Annotated in this window: 16 protein-coding genes; 3 read left to right on the forward strand and 13 right to left on the reverse strand. The window is 57.0% G+C overall.

Annotation, left to right across the window (positions count from 1 at the left end; genetic code table 11):
• Positions 1–94: 94 nt before the first annotated feature.
• The 4 genes from ACN0VM_RS02620 to ACN0VM_RS02635 all read right to left on the reverse strand — a co-directional run bounded on the left by ACN0VM_RS02620 (position 95) and on the right by ACN0VM_RS02635 (position 5,303).
• Positions 95–2,167, reverse strand: a complete 2,073-nt coding sequence (locus ACN0VM_RS02620) for a prolyl oligopeptidase family serine peptidase (RefSeq protein WP_417449283.1) — start codon at positions 2,165–2,167, stop codon at positions 95–97.
• A gap of 73 nt (positions 2,168–2,240) precedes the next feature.
• Entirely contained in the window at positions 2,241–3,005 is a 765-nt protein-coding gene (gloB, locus tag ACN0VM_RS02625; RefSeq protein ID WP_417449284.1) for a hydroxyacylglutathione hydrolase, read from the reverse strand.
• A 145-nt stretch (positions 3,006–3,150) separates the two neighbouring features.
• Entirely contained in the window at positions 3,151–3,849 is a 699-nt protein-coding gene (locus ACN0VM_RS02630; RefSeq protein ID WP_417449285.1) for a hypothetical protein, read from the reverse strand.
• 83 nt (positions 3,850–3,932) lie between these two features.
• On the reverse strand, positions 3,933–5,303 hold the full coding sequence (locus ACN0VM_RS02635; protein WP_417449286.1) for an FAD-binding oxidoreductase: 1,371 nt from the start codon (positions 5,301–5,303) through the stop codon (positions 3,933–3,935).
• Positions 5,304–5,470: 167 nt separating this feature from the next.
• On the opposite strand from ACN0VM_RS02635, the gene ACN0VM_RS02640 reads away from it, so the two are divergent.
• The gene (locus tag ACN0VM_RS02640) at positions 5,471–7,849 is read left to right on the forward strand and encodes an EAL domain-containing protein (protein ID WP_417449287.1); all 2,379 of its coding nucleotides are present in this window, start codon (positions 5,471–5,473) and stop codon (positions 7,847–7,849) included.
• A 309-nt stretch (positions 7,850–8,158) separates the two neighbouring features.
• Here ACN0VM_RS02640 and ACN0VM_RS02645 read toward each other — a convergent pair whose 3' ends face one another.
• From ACN0VM_RS02645 to folE, 3 genes are read right to left on the reverse strand one after another with little or no spacing between them, the layout of a single operon-like run.
• Positions 8,159–8,998: a trypsin-like serine peptidase gene (locus tag ACN0VM_RS02645; protein WP_417449288.1), complete on the reverse strand. Its 840-nt coding sequence runs from the start codon at positions 8,996–8,998 to the stop codon at positions 8,159–8,161.
• Positions 8,988–9,428: a phosphoribosyl-AMP cyclohydrolase gene (gene hisI / locus ACN0VM_RS02650; protein WP_417449289.1), complete on the reverse strand. Its 441-nt coding sequence runs from the start codon at positions 9,426–9,428 to the stop codon at positions 8,988–8,990. The genes ACN0VM_RS02645 and hisI overlap by 11 nt, the downstream gene beginning before the upstream one ends.
• A gap of 60 nt (positions 9,429–9,488) precedes the next feature.
• Positions 9,489–10,130: a GTP cyclohydrolase I FolE gene (folE, locus tag ACN0VM_RS02655; protein WP_417449290.1), complete on the reverse strand. Its 642-nt coding sequence runs from the start codon at positions 10,128–10,130 to the stop codon at positions 9,489–9,491.
• A gap of 228 nt (positions 10,131–10,358) precedes the next feature.
• Between folE and ACN0VM_RS02660 the strand changes: the two genes are divergently transcribed.
• Both ACN0VM_RS02660 and ACN0VM_RS02665 read left to right on the forward strand, forming a co-directional pair.
• A complete protein-coding gene (locus ACN0VM_RS02660) occupies positions 10,359–10,787 on the forward strand; it encodes an iron-sulfur cluster assembly scaffold protein (RefSeq protein ID WP_417449291.1) in 429 nt (142 codons plus the stop codon).
• A 129-nt stretch (positions 10,788–10,916) separates the two neighbouring features.
• Complete coding sequence (locus ACN0VM_RS02665; RefSeq protein WP_417449292.1) at positions 10,917–11,972, forward strand: serine hydrolase domain-containing protein; 1,056 nt, start codon at positions 10,917–10,919, stop codon at positions 11,970–11,972.
• A gap of 10 nt (positions 11,973–11,982) precedes the next feature.
• Here the strand turns inward: ACN0VM_RS02665 and ACN0VM_RS02670 are convergent, their stop codons facing one another.
• The 6 genes from ACN0VM_RS02670 to ACN0VM_RS02695 all read right to left on the reverse strand — a co-directional run bounded on the left by ACN0VM_RS02670 (position 11,983) and on the right by ACN0VM_RS02695 (position 16,830).
• The gene (locus ACN0VM_RS02670) at positions 11,983–12,657 is read right to left on the reverse strand and encodes a hypothetical protein (protein ID WP_417449293.1); all 675 of its coding nucleotides are present in this window, start codon (positions 12,655–12,657) and stop codon (positions 11,983–11,985) included.
• Positions 12,654–13,208, reverse strand: coding sequence for a hypothetical protein (locus tag ACN0VM_RS02675; protein ID WP_417449294.1), 555 nt, complete (start codon positions 13,206–13,208; stop codon positions 12,654–12,656). The genes ACN0VM_RS02670 and ACN0VM_RS02675 overlap by 4 nt, the downstream gene beginning before the upstream one ends.
• 121 nt (positions 13,209–13,329) lie before the next feature.
• The gene (locus ACN0VM_RS02680; protein ID WP_417449295.1) at positions 13,330–14,103 is read right to left on the reverse strand and encodes an alpha/beta hydrolase family protein; all 774 of its coding nucleotides are present in this window, start codon (positions 14,101–14,103) and stop codon (positions 13,330–13,332) included.
• Between the two features lie 137 nt (positions 14,104–14,240).
• Positions 14,241–15,647: a protein adenylyltransferase SelO family protein gene (locus ACN0VM_RS02685; RefSeq protein WP_417449296.1), complete on the reverse strand. Its 1,407-nt coding sequence runs from the start codon at positions 15,645–15,647 to the stop codon at positions 14,241–14,243.
• 40 nt (positions 15,648–15,687) lie between these two features.
• Positions 15,688–16,275, reverse strand: a complete 588-nt coding sequence (locus ACN0VM_RS02690) for a nitroreductase (RefSeq protein WP_417449297.1) — start codon at positions 16,273–16,275, stop codon at positions 15,688–15,690.
• A 36-nt stretch (positions 16,276–16,311) separates the two neighbouring features.
• Positions 16,312–16,830 carry a GNAT family N-acetyltransferase gene (locus tag ACN0VM_RS02695; protein WP_417449298.1) on the reverse strand — a complete coding sequence of 173 codons (519 nt, stop codon included), beginning with the start codon at positions 16,828–16,830 and terminating at the stop codon, positions 16,312–16,314.
• Between the last annotated feature and the right edge of the window lie 7 nt (positions 16,831–16,837).

The following is a 16,837-nucleotide window of genomic DNA, read 5'->3' on the forward strand; positions in this document are numbered from 1 at the left end:
TTGGCACCACAAATTTTATTGAAATAGACCATAGAAAACTTTTTATAAAAAAAGGCGGAATTTTCCGCCTTTTCGTCTCTGTTATTCTCATGAATTAGTCTTTCAGTTGCCTGAGTGCATAGACCACCTGCAGGGCATCCGTGTAAGCACGCTGCTTCAGGTTGGCCGCCGCCGAATGGCCACCTTCGATGTTCTCATAATAAAGGACAGGCTTGTCCATGCCGAGCATCTTGGCTGCCATCTTGCGGGCGTGGCCAGGGTGCACGCGGTCATCCTTGGTGGAGGTGTAGAAGAAGACCTCCGGATACTGCTTGTCCGCATCCAGATTCTGGTACGGGGAGTATTTGAGGATATAGTCGCGTTCTTCCGGCACATCCGGGTTGCCGTATTCGCCCATCCAGCTTGCACCCGCTAACAATTTGTTAAAACGCATCATGTCCAGAAGCGGCACGGCACAGATGACAGCGTTCCAGAGGTCAGGACGCTGGGTTGTCATCACGCCCATCAACAGGCCACCGTTCGACCCACCCCGGATACCCAGATGACGCGGTGTGGTGAAGCCGGTTTCAATGAGGTCTTCGCCCACGGCGATAAAGTCGTCATAGGCGCGTTGCCGGTTTTCCTTGAGCGCGGCCTGGTGCCATTTGGGGCCAAATTCGCCACCACCCCGGATGTTGGCGATGACATAGGCGCCGCCTTCTTCAAGCCACAGCTTGCCCGGGCCTGAAAGGTAGGTGGGCGCCAGCGCGATTTCAAACCCGCCGTAACCGTAGAGGATGGTTGGGGTTGTGCCGTCCATTTCCACGTCTTTGTGGCGAATGACAAAATAAGGCACCTTGGTGCCATCCCTGGATGTGGCGAACTTCTGTTCGGTCACCATGTTGCTGGCATCAAAGCGCGCGGGCAGGCTTGCTATCTGCTCCGGCTGGCCGCCCCGTTCGACCGTATACAGGGTGTCGGGTTGCAGGAAGCTCTCAAAATTGACAAAGGCGGTGTCGGTCCATTCGTCTGCGCTGACGACGTTAAGTGCGCCGTTTTCCGGCATGCCAACGTTGCTTGTAGTCCAGCCGTTGGGTCCGGGTTTTGCCGCAACAAGTTGGCCAGTGACTTCATCAAGAACGGAGAGGAAAATGCGGTCTTTGCCGATTTGCACCTCGTCGATTGAACTGCGCTCTGTGGGGACAAAAATCTCGCTGACGCTCAATGCTGCGCGCCCGGCGAGGGCATCGGCCACCTTGAGGGAGACCAGTGTCCCGGCGGCAACGGTTTTGGCCCCAAGCTCCCAGTCTTTGCGCAGTTGCACGATAACCATGTCACTGAAGAAACCCTTGAAACTGATGGCCTCGGGCAGGTCCAGCCTGCGCATTTCCTTCTGGTCCCAGGCTTTTTCTTCCCCGTCCAGCACATAAATTACTTCGGTGAAGAAATCCGGCGCACGCACGACACCAACATAGTTGCCGTCTGGGCGGTGGCTGGCAAAGGGGAAGCTACCAACATCCGAGGTGTCGCCCTCGTGCATCAGTTTGGCAACCGCAAGCGGCTCATTGCGCTTCCAGGCTTTTACCTGATTGGCGTATCCGCTGTCGGTCATGGTGCCGGCGCCAAAATCAGTCCCGATCAGCACGGTGTCAGCATCAATCCAGACAACACCCTGTTTTGCTTCGTCGGTCTCGAACCCGCCGCTGACAAACTGTTTTGTGACCGCGTCAAACTCACGCACGACAACTGCGTCGCCGCCACCACGGGAGAGGCTGACCAGACAGCGGCCAAAATCCGGGGCGAGGCACTCTCGCGCTTTATAAACCCAGTTCTCGTTTTCTTTTTCTGCCAGCGCGTCAACGTCAAGAAGGGTGACCCATTTTGGCTCACCTGCCTTGTAGGATTTTAAGCTGGCGCGGCGCCATAGTCCGCGAACACTATTTTCATCCTGCCAAAAGTTATGCACGGCACCACCAAGAAGGCGTCCATAGGCGATCTTGTCTTGTGCGTTATAGTCCTTCAGCGACCGTTCCATCAAATCGTCAAAGCGAGGGTCTTCCTTAAGGATACCCAACGAATGCTCGTTGCGCTCTTTCACCCATTCAAGGGCCTTTTCGCCCTCTACTTCCTCCAGCCAGAGGTACGGGTCTTCGTCTGCGGACGCGGCGGTGTTCACTAGTGCAGCCATTATTGCTCCTACTGTCATCAGGTATTTCATTTATTTATCCCCCTCGCGGATTATCGTGTCGGTGTGTTCCGGGCTAAAAACTGTCTTTAAGGCGTCTTACTTCGGCAAAAACCTTGGGCCATGGCGCGCCAATCAGCCCGACCCTGTCCTGTATCTCGTCGCTCATGGGCCTGAGGAACGGGTTTGTCTGGCGCTCGGTGCCCAGTTCGCTGGGCACGGTCGGTTTGCCGTCTTGGCGCAAGGCCTGCACCTTCGCCATTCGCGCCTGAAGGGCGGGGTTGTCCGGCTCCACCGACAGGGCGAACTTGCCATTCGCCAGCGTATATTCGTGCGCGCAATATATCAGGGTTTCGTCGGGCAGGCGCATCAGCTTTGACAATGATTGCCACATCTGCTCAGGCGTGCCTTCAAACAGGCGCCCGCAGCCCATGGCAAACATGGTGTCACCACAGAAAAGCGCATGGGCGGCTGCAAAATGATAGGCGATATGGCCGCTGGTGTGGCCCGGCACGTCATAAACGTCGGCGGCGATGTCGCCGAGGTGGACGTGGTCACCTTCGGCGACGGCTACATCAAGGCCGGGGATGCGGTCACGCTCAGCTGCGGGGCCGATGATCTTTAAGCCATAGCGCTGTTTGAGTGCAAGGTTGGCGCCCACATGGTCATAATGGTGATGGGTATTCAGGATATAATCCGGTGTCCAGCCGCGGGCTTCCAGTGTCTCAACCACTTCGACCTCCACAGCCGGGTCGACAATCGCCACTTCGCCCGATTTGGGCTCATGGATCAGGTAAATATAATTATCCGACAGGACGGGAATTTGCACGGTTTCTAACATGGAGCCTCAATCATCTGGTCTGGGCAGGCGTGCTGACAGCCTGGGTTCTGATGCACACTATAACGGTCCTGATATGGCCCTGCCATGGGGAAAAACAACGCAGGTGCATATAGTTCTGTCGCTTGAGGGCTATCTCCCCTTATGGCTATCTTCCCAACAGCCACGCGCCGACGTTCAGGGTAATGTCACGTCCGCGCTCCGCCTCACCTGTCGGCGCAATGTGCCACTGCCATTCTTCCAGCGGGTCACCGGGTAGGAGGTCGCGGTCAACACTGGTGAAAACATGCTTGTGGTCGCCATGTGTCTCAACGCGCTGATAATCCGTGATAAGAAGGGCAGGGCAGCCCATGGCCATCAGCGCGCGTACATGGGCCTTTTGCACCCGGGTTGTCAGCTCCTGTTCTGCATCGTTCAGGGGAGGGCTGGCCGCAAAGGCAAGCGGTAGCTGGCTGAGAATATTGCAACTGACGGCCAGGCCGTATCCCGCAAGCGGCATGGGCGCGATTTTCGGCGGCCTCAGGCCAAAAGGGTCCTCGGCTGCGGTGAAGGTCTCAAGAAAGCCGGTCAGGTCCGCGCATTCGGTTTCGATGTTAGCGTACCCAGCCAGAAGGCGTTTGCTGCGGCGCGGCAGCACGGCATCAACCAGCAGGGCGCCAGCAGGGTGGGCGTTCAGGGCATCCAGCGGCAGGTCAAGGCATAGCCCGGCGCCAAGTACAAGCACAGGTTCGTTTGCATCTGCCTCATGCAGGTGGGCGCTGATACATTCCTTTGTGTGCTGCAGATGCGGGGCCCAGGCTTTTTTCTGTCGCCTGTGGCGGCCGGCAATGCCTGCCAGTTCGCGCACCAGCCCGGCTTGCCGCGCGCCAGCCGCAGCTTCGGAAGTCAGTGCAATATATAGTTCCTGCAGCAGGGCAGTTCTCCGGAATTTCAGTCAGGCAACATCTTGCCGGGGTTCATGATACCATGCGGGTCAAGCGCCGTCTTTATCTGTCGCATAAGGGCCAGTGCCGGGCCTTTCTCCCACTCAAGGAACGTGCGCTTGCCCATACCGATGCCATGTTCGCCGGTGCAAGTGCCGCCCATCTCAATGGCCCGCCGGACCATACGCTCGTTCAAGGCTTGCATGGCCGCCATTTCCTCCCTGCTGTCCGGGTCGGCCAGCATGATGGTATGGAAGTTGCCGTCGCCTACATGGCCCAGCATTGTGGCCATGATCGGACTATTTTGCAGATCGCCGCGGGTTTCCAGCATGCAGTCACCAAGGCGGGATATGGGCACGCAGACATCGGTGGTGACTATCCGCTTGCCCGGCCCCATGGCAAGCGTGGCATAGTACAGGTTGTGTCGGGCATGCCACATGCGGCTGATATTCTCCTGATTATCTGCAAATTCAATGTGCGCTCCGCCGCAGGACAGGGCCAGATCGGTAAAAGTGGCGATTTGTTCGTCTACCCCCGCGGGTGTTCCGCCAAATTCGAGGAAAAGTGTCGGGGCTTCGATGTGAGTTGTGCCCGCGTGCGCATTCACTGCACGAATGGAAAGCTCATCCAGAAGTTCAATGCGCGAGACGGGAATGCCCATTTGTATGGTGTTCATGACTGTATCAGTTGCAGCTTTCAGGTTGGGGAAGCGGCATACACCAGCGGCCTGCTTCTCAGGGATGCCGTGCAGTTTGAGGCTGAGTTCCGTGATGACGCCCAGCGTACCCTCGGAGCCGACGAAAAGGTGGCTCAGGTCCAGCCCCGCAGCTGATTTTCGTGCCCGGGTGCCGGTTTCGATAATCTCGCCGCTTGTGGTGACGACCTGCAAGGACAGAACCTGCTCACGCATGGTGCCGTAGCGCACAGCGTTTGTGCCGGAAGCCCGTGTCGCAGCCATGCCGCCAAGGGTGCATTCCGAACCGGGGTCAACCGGGAAAAACAGGCCTTTGTCGCGGAGGTAGGCGTTGAGAGCCTGCCGTGTCACTCCGGCCTGTACCCTCACGTCTTGATCGGTTTCATTCAGCGTGAGGATATCCTGCATTGCGGACAGGTCGATTGTCAGTCCGCCAAGAGGGGCGCAAACATGCCCCTCAAGCGAAGTGCCCGCTCCGAATGGAATCACCGGCATACGATACCGAGAGCATATGGCGACAGCGTCTGCGACGTCGCCGGTTGAGTGCGCGCGAAGGACGGCATCGGGCGGCATGCCCTCATGACCGCCCTCGTCCCGGCCGTGTGCTTGGCGCTCCGGCATCTGCAAGGACAATTGATCGTGGAAGCGGGCCTGAAGGGCAGTAACGGCATTCTCATACGGCATATATGTTTCCCTTCATTTATGACGGTAAAAAACATTCTACGCGCCGTTTGCAAGATTGTCTTCCCTGGTTAATAGTGGCGTGGCGGCAGGCGGGGCGGTTAACGTTTTTTCAAACGATGTTTCGTAAAATATGATCGCATATCTCGTTGAAGCTTTGGGACAGTGTCATGATTGAGAGAATTCTCACCAGTTTCATATACGATCATGACGCAGGCATTATGGTGCTCACCGTTTTTCTTGCGATTTTTTGTTCGGTGACCTGTCTTTTTCTGCTGCAGCGTACACGGGTTTGCGTGGAGCGTGACCGTAAGGGCTGGCTGATTACGGCCGCACTATCGGTGGGCAGCGGTATCTGGGCTACCCATATGGTGGCGTCGCTGGGCTGGGACATCAATATACCCGTCAAGCATAGCGTGGTCATGAGTGGTGTTGCCGGCGCGCTCAGCATCCTGATCGTAGGCGCGGGCTTCGTGCTGTCGACCTATAACCGCACGCTTCGGGGACGGCTTTCGGCTGGCCTTGTCGTGGGGGTTGGTATCGTTGTTATCCATTTTATCGAAATGGGCACACTCCGGATGCAGGGCGAGCTGACGTTCGATCCAGGCTACAGCGCTGTAGCGGTGATTTCGGCGCTCCTCCTCTCTGCTGCTGCCATGGTGGTAATGAACAAGACGGAAGACAGCGTCCGGCAAATTCTGGCGACACTTTTGCTGGCCAGCGCGATGGTTGCGCTGCATCAGATATCCGTGGCTGGTACCATGGTGCATTTTGACCCCGCAGTGCCCATTCCTGACAAACTGGTGTCAGACACAGTCATGGGGTTTGTTGTTTCCATTTCGGCCATTGCGCTCCTGAGTGGCAGTCTGGCGATGGCGCTGACCGATTTCCGGCTTACCCGCCGGGGCGCAATTGAGGTGGACCGGCTCAGAAGCTTGGCGGATGCCGCGATCGAGGGCATCGTGGTCGTGGACCATGGTGGCCATATCGTCAATGCCAACGCCAGTTTTCTGCGCCTTGTCGGCATACCATTGCGCAAGATCAAGGGTGAAAATTTCGTGCTGTATTTCCGGGACTTTCCCACAGGGCAAAATGTTACGCAGTTGGCGGAAGCAGGCGCGAAACTTGAGGAAGCAACGCTTGTCAGTGCCACGCTGGAGGAGATACCCACCGAGCTTTATTTCAAATGCGCGGTCGTGGCGGGTGAGGCGCACAATGTTGCTGTTGTACGCGACCTGAGCGAGCGCCGCGCTGCAGAGAAACGTATCAATTACCTTGCCAATTATGACCGCCTCACCGGCCTCGCAAACAGGCACCTGATGATGGACCGTTTACTCCATGCCATGCAGGCCGCTGTGGAAGCTGACCACAAGGTGATGTTGCATTATCTGGATCTGGACGGATTTCAGGAACTCAATACAGCGATTGGACAGGCTTCCGCTGATCAATTGCTCAGATATGTCGCCGGGCGATTGCAGGGCAGCCTGCGCGGGATGGTGACGCTGGCACGCATCGGTGCCGACCAGTTCTGTATAGTGCAGGAATGTGTGAAGCTGTCGGAAAATGCACAATTGTTGCTGGAGCGGTTGCGTAAGAAGCTGGAGCAGCCTTTCACCATATCAGGCCAGGAAATTCGCGTGACCGCCTGTATCGGGACAGCGATCGCCCCGGATGATGCAGACACGCCAGCCCACCTGCTGGCACGGGCGGAAATTGCAATGAAAAAAGCCAAGACCATTGGACGCGGAACTTTTTCATTTTACGAACTCGAGGCGGATAGAGCGCTCGAGGAGCGACGCAAATTGAAGTATCAACTGGCGGACGCCTTGGCCGGGGGGCAGATATTCCTGCTGTATCAACCGCAATTCGATATTGAAACCGGCGCTGTGGCTGGCTTTGAAGCTTTGGCGCGGTGGCAACATCCACAGCGAGGGGTGGTGTCCCCGGCCGAGTTTATCCCTCTCGCAGAAGAAAGCGGCTTGATTGTCGAGGTCGGCAACTGGATTTTCCACGAAGCCTGCCGGGAGGCGGCGCGATGGGAAAAGCCGCTGCGGATCGCGGTCAACCTGTCGCCGGTGCAATTTGAGGACGATGACCTGCCGGCAAAGATAGAGGCGATACTGGAAGACTGCGGCCTTGACCCGTCCCGGCTTGAAGTCGAGATTACCGAAGGTGTGCTTATTGAAGATGAGACCCGTGCGCTGGGTATGCTGAGGCGGTTGAAAAATAAAGGCATATTGTTGGCGATGGATGACTTTGGTACTGGCTATTCTTCGCTCAGTTACCTACGGCAGTTCCCGTTTGACAAGATCAAGATCGATAAAAGCTTCATCACCAATCTCAGAACCGACGACCAGTCGCTGGGAATCGTCAAGGGCATGATCGGACTGGCACACGGACTGAATATTCCCGTGCTGGCGGAGGGTGTCGAAAATGAGACGCAACTGGCGATGCTGAGGCTGGAGAATGGCGATGAAGTGCAAGGGTTTTATACCGGCTCGCCCAAGCCGATCACACATTATATGGAACTGACGGGCGCGCGCACATAATTGCGGGACATGCACACCGCTATGATGGGGGACGGTTCTAGCCGGGCAGACAGGAAGCCGAAAAAATGCCCCACCCGGGGGGAGTGGGGCAGTCGCTTGACAGGAGGAACCCCGGCGAGGACAGTCAGCCGGAGGCCCCGTTGTTGACCTCGTTTTACCGTGTCGCTGTCGCGACATGCATCTTGTGCAGCCGGGCTCTTTAGGACCAACTCACTCGAAGCCAATACAGAGTCAGCCGAGACACAACCCCTCGCAACCGGCGTGCGACGGAAAGTGTTAGTCCTGCGATAAAATGTTACTATATAGCGTTTATTGTTGCACTTGCAGTAAATCTCGGTAGCTGGGCCAGAAAGCGAGCGCGGACACACCCATGCTGACAACACGGTTGTTGATGCGGGTATTGGCTGTCTGGATACCAAGGATATGCCAGCCGTCCTTGGTGTTTTGCAGAATAGGGCCACCGCTGTCGCCCTTGATCGAAACGCAGTCAGTCATCAGCACGTGGCCTTTTTGCGCAACGGCCTGTACCTTGCAGCCCTGCTCTAGCGACAGCAGGTGTGCGCGGTCTCCGGGGTATCCGGCTACCGTGACGATGGGGCTATAGAGCGTACTGCGGGCGTTACCGTCTTCATCCAGCGTAAGGTCGCTGGGGAAAGACAGGTAGCCAAGATCTTTGCCCAAGGGGTCATGCAGGGTCAGCAGCGCCCAGTCGTACGGCAGGTTTTTGTGCGATGCGCCGATGGTGCCGTCAAAAGCAGGGTGGACCTTATAGGACGCGACTTTTGAATGCCCTGCATACCCGCCGGAGTGATAACCGGCCACAAAGTGCACGATAGACGGTACCACCATACGCGCCTGTGCTTTGGAATACAGGCAGTGCGCGGCGGTCAGCACAAGGCGTTCCCCCACAAGGCTGCCGGTGCAGTGTGCCCTGCCGCCAATATTGACCCGTCCGACCGAACGCCACGGCGCTGTGGTGCTGTCCACTGTTGGACGGTTGAAACTGGTGACCACATTTTGCGGCAGGGTGCCCGCCTCGCGCATTTTGCGTAGCCGTTCCTTGGCGCTCATCGTTGCCTCATCGTGGGCGAACGCTGCAGGCACACAAAGGACAAGGGCCACAAAAAGCGAAAGCAGTTTATTCTTCATCGCTGACAAGCTTTACGGCCTGACCGTCAGCCAGGTTTTGACCAATGGGAATACTGCGGTAAAAGCAGCTAGTGTGGCCAACATGGCAGCATTTGCCGCCTTTTTGATCCACGACCAGCCACAGGCTGTCCTGGTCACAGTCTGTGCGGAAGTCGCGCACCAATTGGAACTCGCCCGAGGTTGCGCCCTTGTGCCAGAGGCTTTGGCGCGAGCGGGAGAAATAATGCGCTTGTCCGGTCTCGATCGTTTTGGCGATTGCTTCCGCGTTCATCCATGCCTGCATCAGCACGCGGCCGGTTTTGGCACATGTCGTCACCACCGGGATCAGGCCACGGTCGTCAAATTTGGGAGCAAACCCAAGGCCGTGCTCGATTGCCTTTTTATCATCTCTGTCGGCGAAGTTAATCACACGCAATTCCTCAAAATACATGAAGCGGCATCATCATATGATCACGCCGCTTCATCAAGTCACAGTTTCTTGGGTGCAAAGTTAGCCGCGGATCAAATCCCAGAAACGACGTTCCTGATCGGCTTCCTTAAAGCAACCGCGGAACTGGCGGGTAATGGTGTAAACACCGTGATGCTTCACCCCGCGGCAGGTCATGCACTGGTGGGTGGCATCCACCACAACGGCCACGCCTTTGGGGTCCAGGTGTTTTTCAATCGCGTCAGCGATCTGGGCTGTCATTGTCTCCTGCGTTTGCAGGCGGCGGGCATAAGCTTCCACGATGCGCGCGAGCTTGGAAATGCCCACAACGCTACCATTTGGCATATAGGCGACATGCGCGGTGCCCTGCACTGGCACCATATGGTGCTCACAGTGGCTTTCCACGCGGATGCCGCGCAGCACCACCATGTCGTCGTAACCGGCAACCTCGTCAAAGGTGCGGGCGAGAATTTCTTCGGGGTCGGCTTTGTAGCCGGCGAAAAATTCCTCATAGGCCTTGGCGACACGTTTTGGTGTGTCGAGTAAGCCTTCGCGGCTAGGGTCATCCCCGGCCCAGCGAATGAGGGTGCGGACAGCGGCTTCAGCTTCGGCGCGCGTTGGGCGGCCACCGGAACTCGCGCGAGCACCATCCGGGATGACCTTCAGTTCAGAGCCAGCTTCGGCCCTTTCAAGTACGGCATCCATCAAGAATTCCTTTCTGTGGATGAAACCCCTTCGTGGCGAGATTTCGCCGGGGCAGTATGTAAACCGGTGTGGGTGAGCCACACACAAACAAAGATTGATATGGTCAGGATTAGCGGGATTTCAAGACGAAGGCAAGATTCGAAAACGATCACAATTTTGTCCCTTGGCAATCTGACACTGTCGTTTTACGAACAGGGGGGCTTTCCGGATCAACGTTCAGGCTGAAGCATGACCGAACTTTACAACACCGACATATTGCGCTGGACCACGCGCATCCCCCATCAGGAACGATTGGTGGCGGCAGACGTGACGGTGACAAAGACCAGCCGCATTTGCGGTAGCCGCATCAGCGCCGATGCCCATCTTGTGCTGGGGCGGATCAAGACTTTCGGCTGGGAAGTGAAAGCCTGTGCGCTGGGGCAGGCGGCATCCGCCATTGTCGGTCAGCATGTCATTGGCCTGAATGAGGATGAACTGGCGGACATCGCTGCACGTTTCCGCCATATGGTGAAAACCGGCGAGGCCGATTTCCCGCCAAAATGGGAAGCGCTTGCGCGGCTGGCCCCAGTGCAGGACCACCCCGGTCGGCACGGCTCGGTCATGCTACCGTTTGAGGTGCTGGAAGGCATATTTGCCGCCGCGGCAAAAGCGGAGTAGGCTCCCTGCTCAGGATTTACCGCCGTTGGGGAACCATAGTTTGGCCGCACTTGACGTGGATTAAAATGTGCCCTGCTTCGTGACCCAGAGAGGAATTACATGCGCCTGCCTCGCCATTTGGCCCCCTTAATGACACGTCTTTTAGCGGTTATTATCTGCCTCACCGCACCGGTGGTTCACGCCTCGAACGGCACCACCGATGAACTGGTGCGTGCAATCGGCAAGGGCATCTACCCGGACATAACCAGCGTGTTGATCGCAAAAGACGGGCACGTTGTGGAAGAATACTATTTTGGCTCAGGTGGACCGCAGGTGCTGAACGACACGCGGTCGGTGACCAAAACACTGACCGGCATGGCTGTGGGGGCGGCGATATATCAGGGCGCGCTTGAGCGCGAGGGCGATGCTGTGTTCCCGTTTTTCGGCAGCCCGGAAAAGCATAACAGCATGGACAGGCAGAAAGGCGCAATCTCGGTTCGCGACTTGCTGACCATGAGCTCGGCACTTGATTGCGACGACAATGACAGTGGCAGTGCGGGGTATGAAGACAAAATGCACGAGCAGGAAAACTGGACCGATTTCGTGCTGGGTTTACCGTCTGAGGCAAATTACACGCGTGATGCATCGGGGCTTGGTTCTTTCCGCTACTGCACGGCGGGTGTGTTCCTGCTGGGACAGGTACTGGAACGCGCCACAGGCCTGGCCGTGGATGATTTTATCCAGAACGCCATTTTCCGCCCGCTCGGTATCACGCAGTTTGAGTGGTTTCGCTCGCCTTTGGGCGAAGTGCAAACCGGCGGCGGGTTACGGCTCAGGAGCCGCGATCTTTGGCAACTGGCAGAATTGGCGCGCGCCGATGGTGTCTGGAATGGCAGGCGAATTCTGCCCAAGGGTTGGGTGGCGCGGTCAACCAAACCGCTGCGCACTGTTAATGACCGGCAGTCCTACGGCTATCTATGGTGGGTGCAGGATTTCAAAAGCGCTACGACAGGTCAAAATCACGCCGCCTATTATATGTCGGGTAACGGCGGCAACAAGGTTGTGGTTATTCCGGGATTAAAGCTTGTGACGGTGATTACCGCCACGGCCTACAATACACGCGGTATGCACGCCCGCACGACCGAGATCATAGAGCGGTATATCCTGCCAGCCCATGAGCGGGGCGCCGTACATATTGGTCGCTAACGGCTAAGGCTTATCCGGTTTGCGCCTGATCCTCGATATGGGGTACGCGCACGGCTTCAATTTGATATACTTCCTTGAGGAACAGGTACAGGAATGCCAGCGAAAGGGTCAGGACTGTGATGCCCGTGAGTGCTGACGTGATCTGAATGCCGGAAAACCCGATCTTGATATTGTTTGGTATCGCTTGGGGGGCTGTTGTGTTTTTTGGCCCCGTTTCTGCGGTCATGTTGTCTGTGGCCCTGTCTATGGTGGAATCTGTATTTGCGGCGGGCGGCGCTGCTGCCATTGACCGGTTTAATTCCTTCGCGGAAAAAACGATACCCGCCATGGTGATGACAACGACCATGACCAGTAGCGTATAGGACGCGATATCCTGATAGAGGAAGATATCTTCCTGCTTCAGTAGAAGGGCGGCAATGGTTTTGTTCTGCTGAGTTTGCGCTTTATAGTAAGCAATCTCGACTTCCTTGGCGGCGGCAAGCACCGCCGGGTCTGGCGCCCGCTGGGCCTTCAACTGATCAAGCTGGGCGGCGAGGTCGTTCAGAATGTCTTCCTGAGCTTTGGCAATTTCGGCCAGCTCCGCCTGACTTTTCTCGGCATAGGGGTTATCCCCAGAAGCGTGGGCGGCCAAAGGCAGTAAAAAAGCAATCACTATGGCCAAGATCATTTTATCAAGTTGTGTCATTGGGGGCGGCCTCCGCTACGGTCTTCATCTTCTTCCGGACATTTGCAAAGCGGACCGGGTATGGTGACATGCTTGCAATATGGCGGCAGGTTGCAACGCTGGGCCGGCAGTCTAGTCCCGCCAGCACCGGGAAGCGCCACGCCGGGCTGGGTTGGCAGGGTCGGTAGGACCGGGTTGCCAACGGTGGGTATCTTGTATTGGTCCTCCGGTCGGGTGAGTTGAAGCGACAAATGATCGTCCTTGGCTTTGGCCGCCTCCTTTAGAAGCGCTTCCAAAGCCTTGCCATTCAAAACCCCTTGAAGGCCGCCGGGAAGCTGAAAGACAGTAGTGGGCGGCTGGTTCTGTGCGCTTCGCAACAATGCGGCAATATCTGTTGTGTTCTGCCCCGGTGCCAGCTTGTTTTGGAGTGCCTGCAAGTCTGACGGGTTAAGCTGTTGAAGCTGGCTGGCAAGCTGGTTGAGATCAGCAGTCGCGGGTTCATTTTCCAAGGCTTGCGCCATGGGGCCCTGCAGGCAGACAAGCAGGCATGCGGCTGCACAAAATATTCTCATGATGAAAGCCCCCGTCAAATAAGGGCAATGCGATTTCTCCGGCGTTACCTCTGTACAAAGCTGCGCCATACCGCACATACCCGTAAGGGAGGCATTATACAATAAATACGGTAATTTTCAATCAGCTTGTGACGTCGTCCAGATACTGGCTGGCCCAGGCCGACAGCACACGCGCAACATAAACGCCGTCGTGCGGGCGCTCCATCAACAGGTGGTCGGCAAGGTCAAGCGAGACATAGCTTTTGGGATGTTTGGCGGCGACAAAGATGCGCCGCGCGTGGTCGACCGAGACGGTTTCGTCCACCGGGCTGTGCATCACCAGTAGCGGCTTTTTCAAGGCCTTGATCGCCGCTTCCACGTTTTGGGCGCGCGCGTCCTCGACAAACTGGTGTTTGATCTTGAACGGGCGTCCGGCAAGGGACACGGTTGCCTCGCCCTGTTCGGCAATGCGGTCGAGGTCGTCGCTGAATTGCTTGAGCACATTTTCACTGTCAAACGGTGCGGCAATGGTGGCGACGGCTTTTACCTCCGGCACTTTGCCGGCAGCAACAAGGGTCGCGGCACCGCCCAGGCTATGGCCCATCATGATGGCCGGGGCTTCAAGCTCATCACGCATGAAATCAGCCGCCGCCAGCAGGTCGGCCACGTTGGATGAAAAATTGGTGTTGGCAAAATCCCCGTTTGAGCGGCCAAGCCCGGTGAAATCAAACCGGAACAGGGCAATGTCGTCGTCATTTAGCGCCTTTGCAATACGGTTGATGGCGTTCAGGTCCTTGCCGCAGGTAAAACAGTGGGCAAAAAGTGCGTAGGCACGCGGGGTGCCATCGGGCGTATCCAGTTTGGCGGCCAGGTCAGCGCCAAGCGCGCCTTTGAAGGTAATTTTTTGGGCGGGCATCTTTTCCTCCTCAATGGTTTGTCAAAGATACGGTGTATATGTGGCGGCACTAGGGTGTGTTACGGCAACCCGGTGTTGCGCTTTCCGGCATGGCAGGCTCCACGTGGCCCAGTTTCCGGCGTCTCACTCCCGGCGTCTCACCTAGCCAGCGCATCGCCCATCTGGCGTATGGCGGCGATTTTGTCGTTGAGGGGCTGCCAGTCATCTCGCTCAGCGATATGGGACCAGATGTCTTCCAGTTCCTCAATCAGCATGGTGCAGGGGACGCCGCTGAAATATGGGTGGTTCAGCGCATTGGGCCGCGCTGGCTCATAGCTGGTGATGGCGGCTTTCAGTTCTGCGTCCGCCTCATAGCGTGTGGCTTCCGGGCTTTTGGCCGCGCGCCTTTCGCTTTGCCCGCCGCCAAACCAGTCAAAGAAGAAACGCTCATAGGGAAATTTTTCCCGCAGCATGAAATTGTTGACCGCCGTGAGCAGGGCATCGTCTCGTTTGTCGTCCTTCGGTTTCACGCCCATGCGCGCGAAAAGCTTGGCGCGAAGTGCAGAAAGATACACCTTCGGGAAAGGTTCCAGCACATCCTTGAGCGCCTGTTCTTCACAGATGTCTGCCAGCGCGCCGCCAAGCTGGTAGATATTCCAGTGCAGCGCATCGGGCTGGCGGCCATAGGCATAGAGGCCACGCTCATCAAAATAAGCTGCGGTGAAGCCAAGCTCCATGTGCGGCAGGAAGCGCCAGGGGCCAAAATCGAATATCTCACCGGTGATGTTGATATTATCGGTATTCAGCACGCCGTGTACAAAACCCGCCGCCATCAGGTCCGCGGCCTGTGCCGCCACGCGCTCCATCACCATGCCAAGAAATGCAAGGGCGCGGTCAGCGTCGCTGCCATTAATTTCGGTATCGTAATAATATTTCAGGCAGTATCTCACCAGCGTATTCAGTTGATCAGTATCGCTGAAATAGGCATGGCGCTGGAAGGTGCCTATGCGGATATTGCCGTGGGTAAGGCGCACCATTACGGCGGAACGGGTGGGTGACGGCTCGTCCCCCCGCATCAGGCTTTCGCCGGTCTCCACAATTGAGAATGTGCGGCTGGTGTAGGTACCCAGCGCCTCAAGCATTTCGCTCGCCATGATTTCGCGCACACCGCCCTTGAGCGTTAACCGCCCATCGCCGGAACGACTGTGGGGTGTGCGGCCCGAACCCTTGGTGCCAAGGTCCATCAGGCGGCCGGTCTTATCGCGCATTTGTGCAAACAGGAAACCGCGGCCGTCACCGATGTCAGGGTTATAAACCTGAAACTGGTGGCCGTGATACCGCTGTGCAATCGGGGTGGCCAGATTGTCTGGCAGTTGCTCAAACCTTGCACAGTGTGCAACCCATTCTTCATCGCTTAGGCTATCAAGCCCCACCTCTGCTGCAGCGTGGTCATTGCGGTAACGCAGGGTGTGGCGGGGGAAGTCTGCCGCCTCCACCTCGTCGCCAAAACCCTCACCAAGGGTGGCAAAGGCTGGCTCGGCTTTATAGCTTTTGGATAGGGGCATATTGTCCTCTGACCGTTGTTGGGCGTATGAGCCTATCAGGTCAGGACGGGAAACCCCAAGTCACATGGCTGTCAAATTCAGGCCGGGGACGCTCGCTTGGCTCGTCAGCCTGATTGCCAAAGAAAATGAAGCCCGCAATATTCTCGTGCGGCGCAAGCCCAAGCCCGCCCTTGACTGTGGGGCTGTAGGACGCCCAACCCGTCAGCCAGCAACTGGCATAACCAAGTGCGGTGGCGGCAATGATCATATTCTGGCAGGCAGCCCCGGCGGATAGTTCCTGCTCCCACACCGGGATGGAGCTTTCCGCATTGGTGCTTGAGATGGCAACCACCAGCACAGGGCCTTGTGTGGCGTAGCCTTTCATTTTTTCCGCAACCTTGGGGCTGCTCTCATTCTCTTCCACCAAGGCGCGGGCGATCAGGTCGCCAAGCTTGTCGCGTTCGCTGCCTTCAAGTACCAGATATCGCCACGGGGACAGTTTGCCGTGATCGGGTACCCTGAGCGCTGCATCGAGGATCTTTTTTATCTCGCCCTCGCCGGGGCCGGGACCAACCATGTCGCGCGCCTTAACGCTGCGACGGTTCATCAAAAGGTCATATGTCTCGGGATTAGGGCTGTTGAAGGGCATTATATTCTCGCTTGGTAAAGGCTTGTGATGGATAGTTCACTTGGCGGGTGTCAGGTGCTTATAGAAGAAACACGTATCATGACTTGTGCCGTCGGTGTCAATTGTGAAGGCGGGTACGATACCAAAACGGGTGTAGCCCATGCGGCCATATAGCCCGTCTGCCACATCGCTGCGGCGGGTATCAAGAATAAGCAGTGTACGCCCGTTCTCCCACGCTGTATGCTCGAGCGCAGCCATTAGCCGGCGGCCGATGCCGTGTCGGCGCGACCGTGGGCCAACCATCAGCTTGTGAACTTCCGCCCGGTGATGCGCATTGCCTTTGCTGCAAGGCACAAGCTGGACACTGCCATACGCCTTGCCGTTTTCGGTCGCCAACAAAAGAATGGTGCGACCATCCTTGACGGCTTCCTGCACGCTGAGCCAATAGTCTTCGGCGACCTGCCGCGCGAGCGGCGGAACAAAGCCGATGGAAGCACCTGCCGCTACCGAGGCGACGAGAATGTCTGTCAGATCCGCCAGAAAAGGCGAAAGATTTTCAGTTTGTTCAACTTGCATTTGCCTG

This window comes from Kordiimonas sp., from assembly GCF_048260245.1.
GTDB lineage: Bacteria > Pseudomonadota > Alphaproteobacteria > Sphingomonadales > Kordiimonadaceae > Kordiimonas.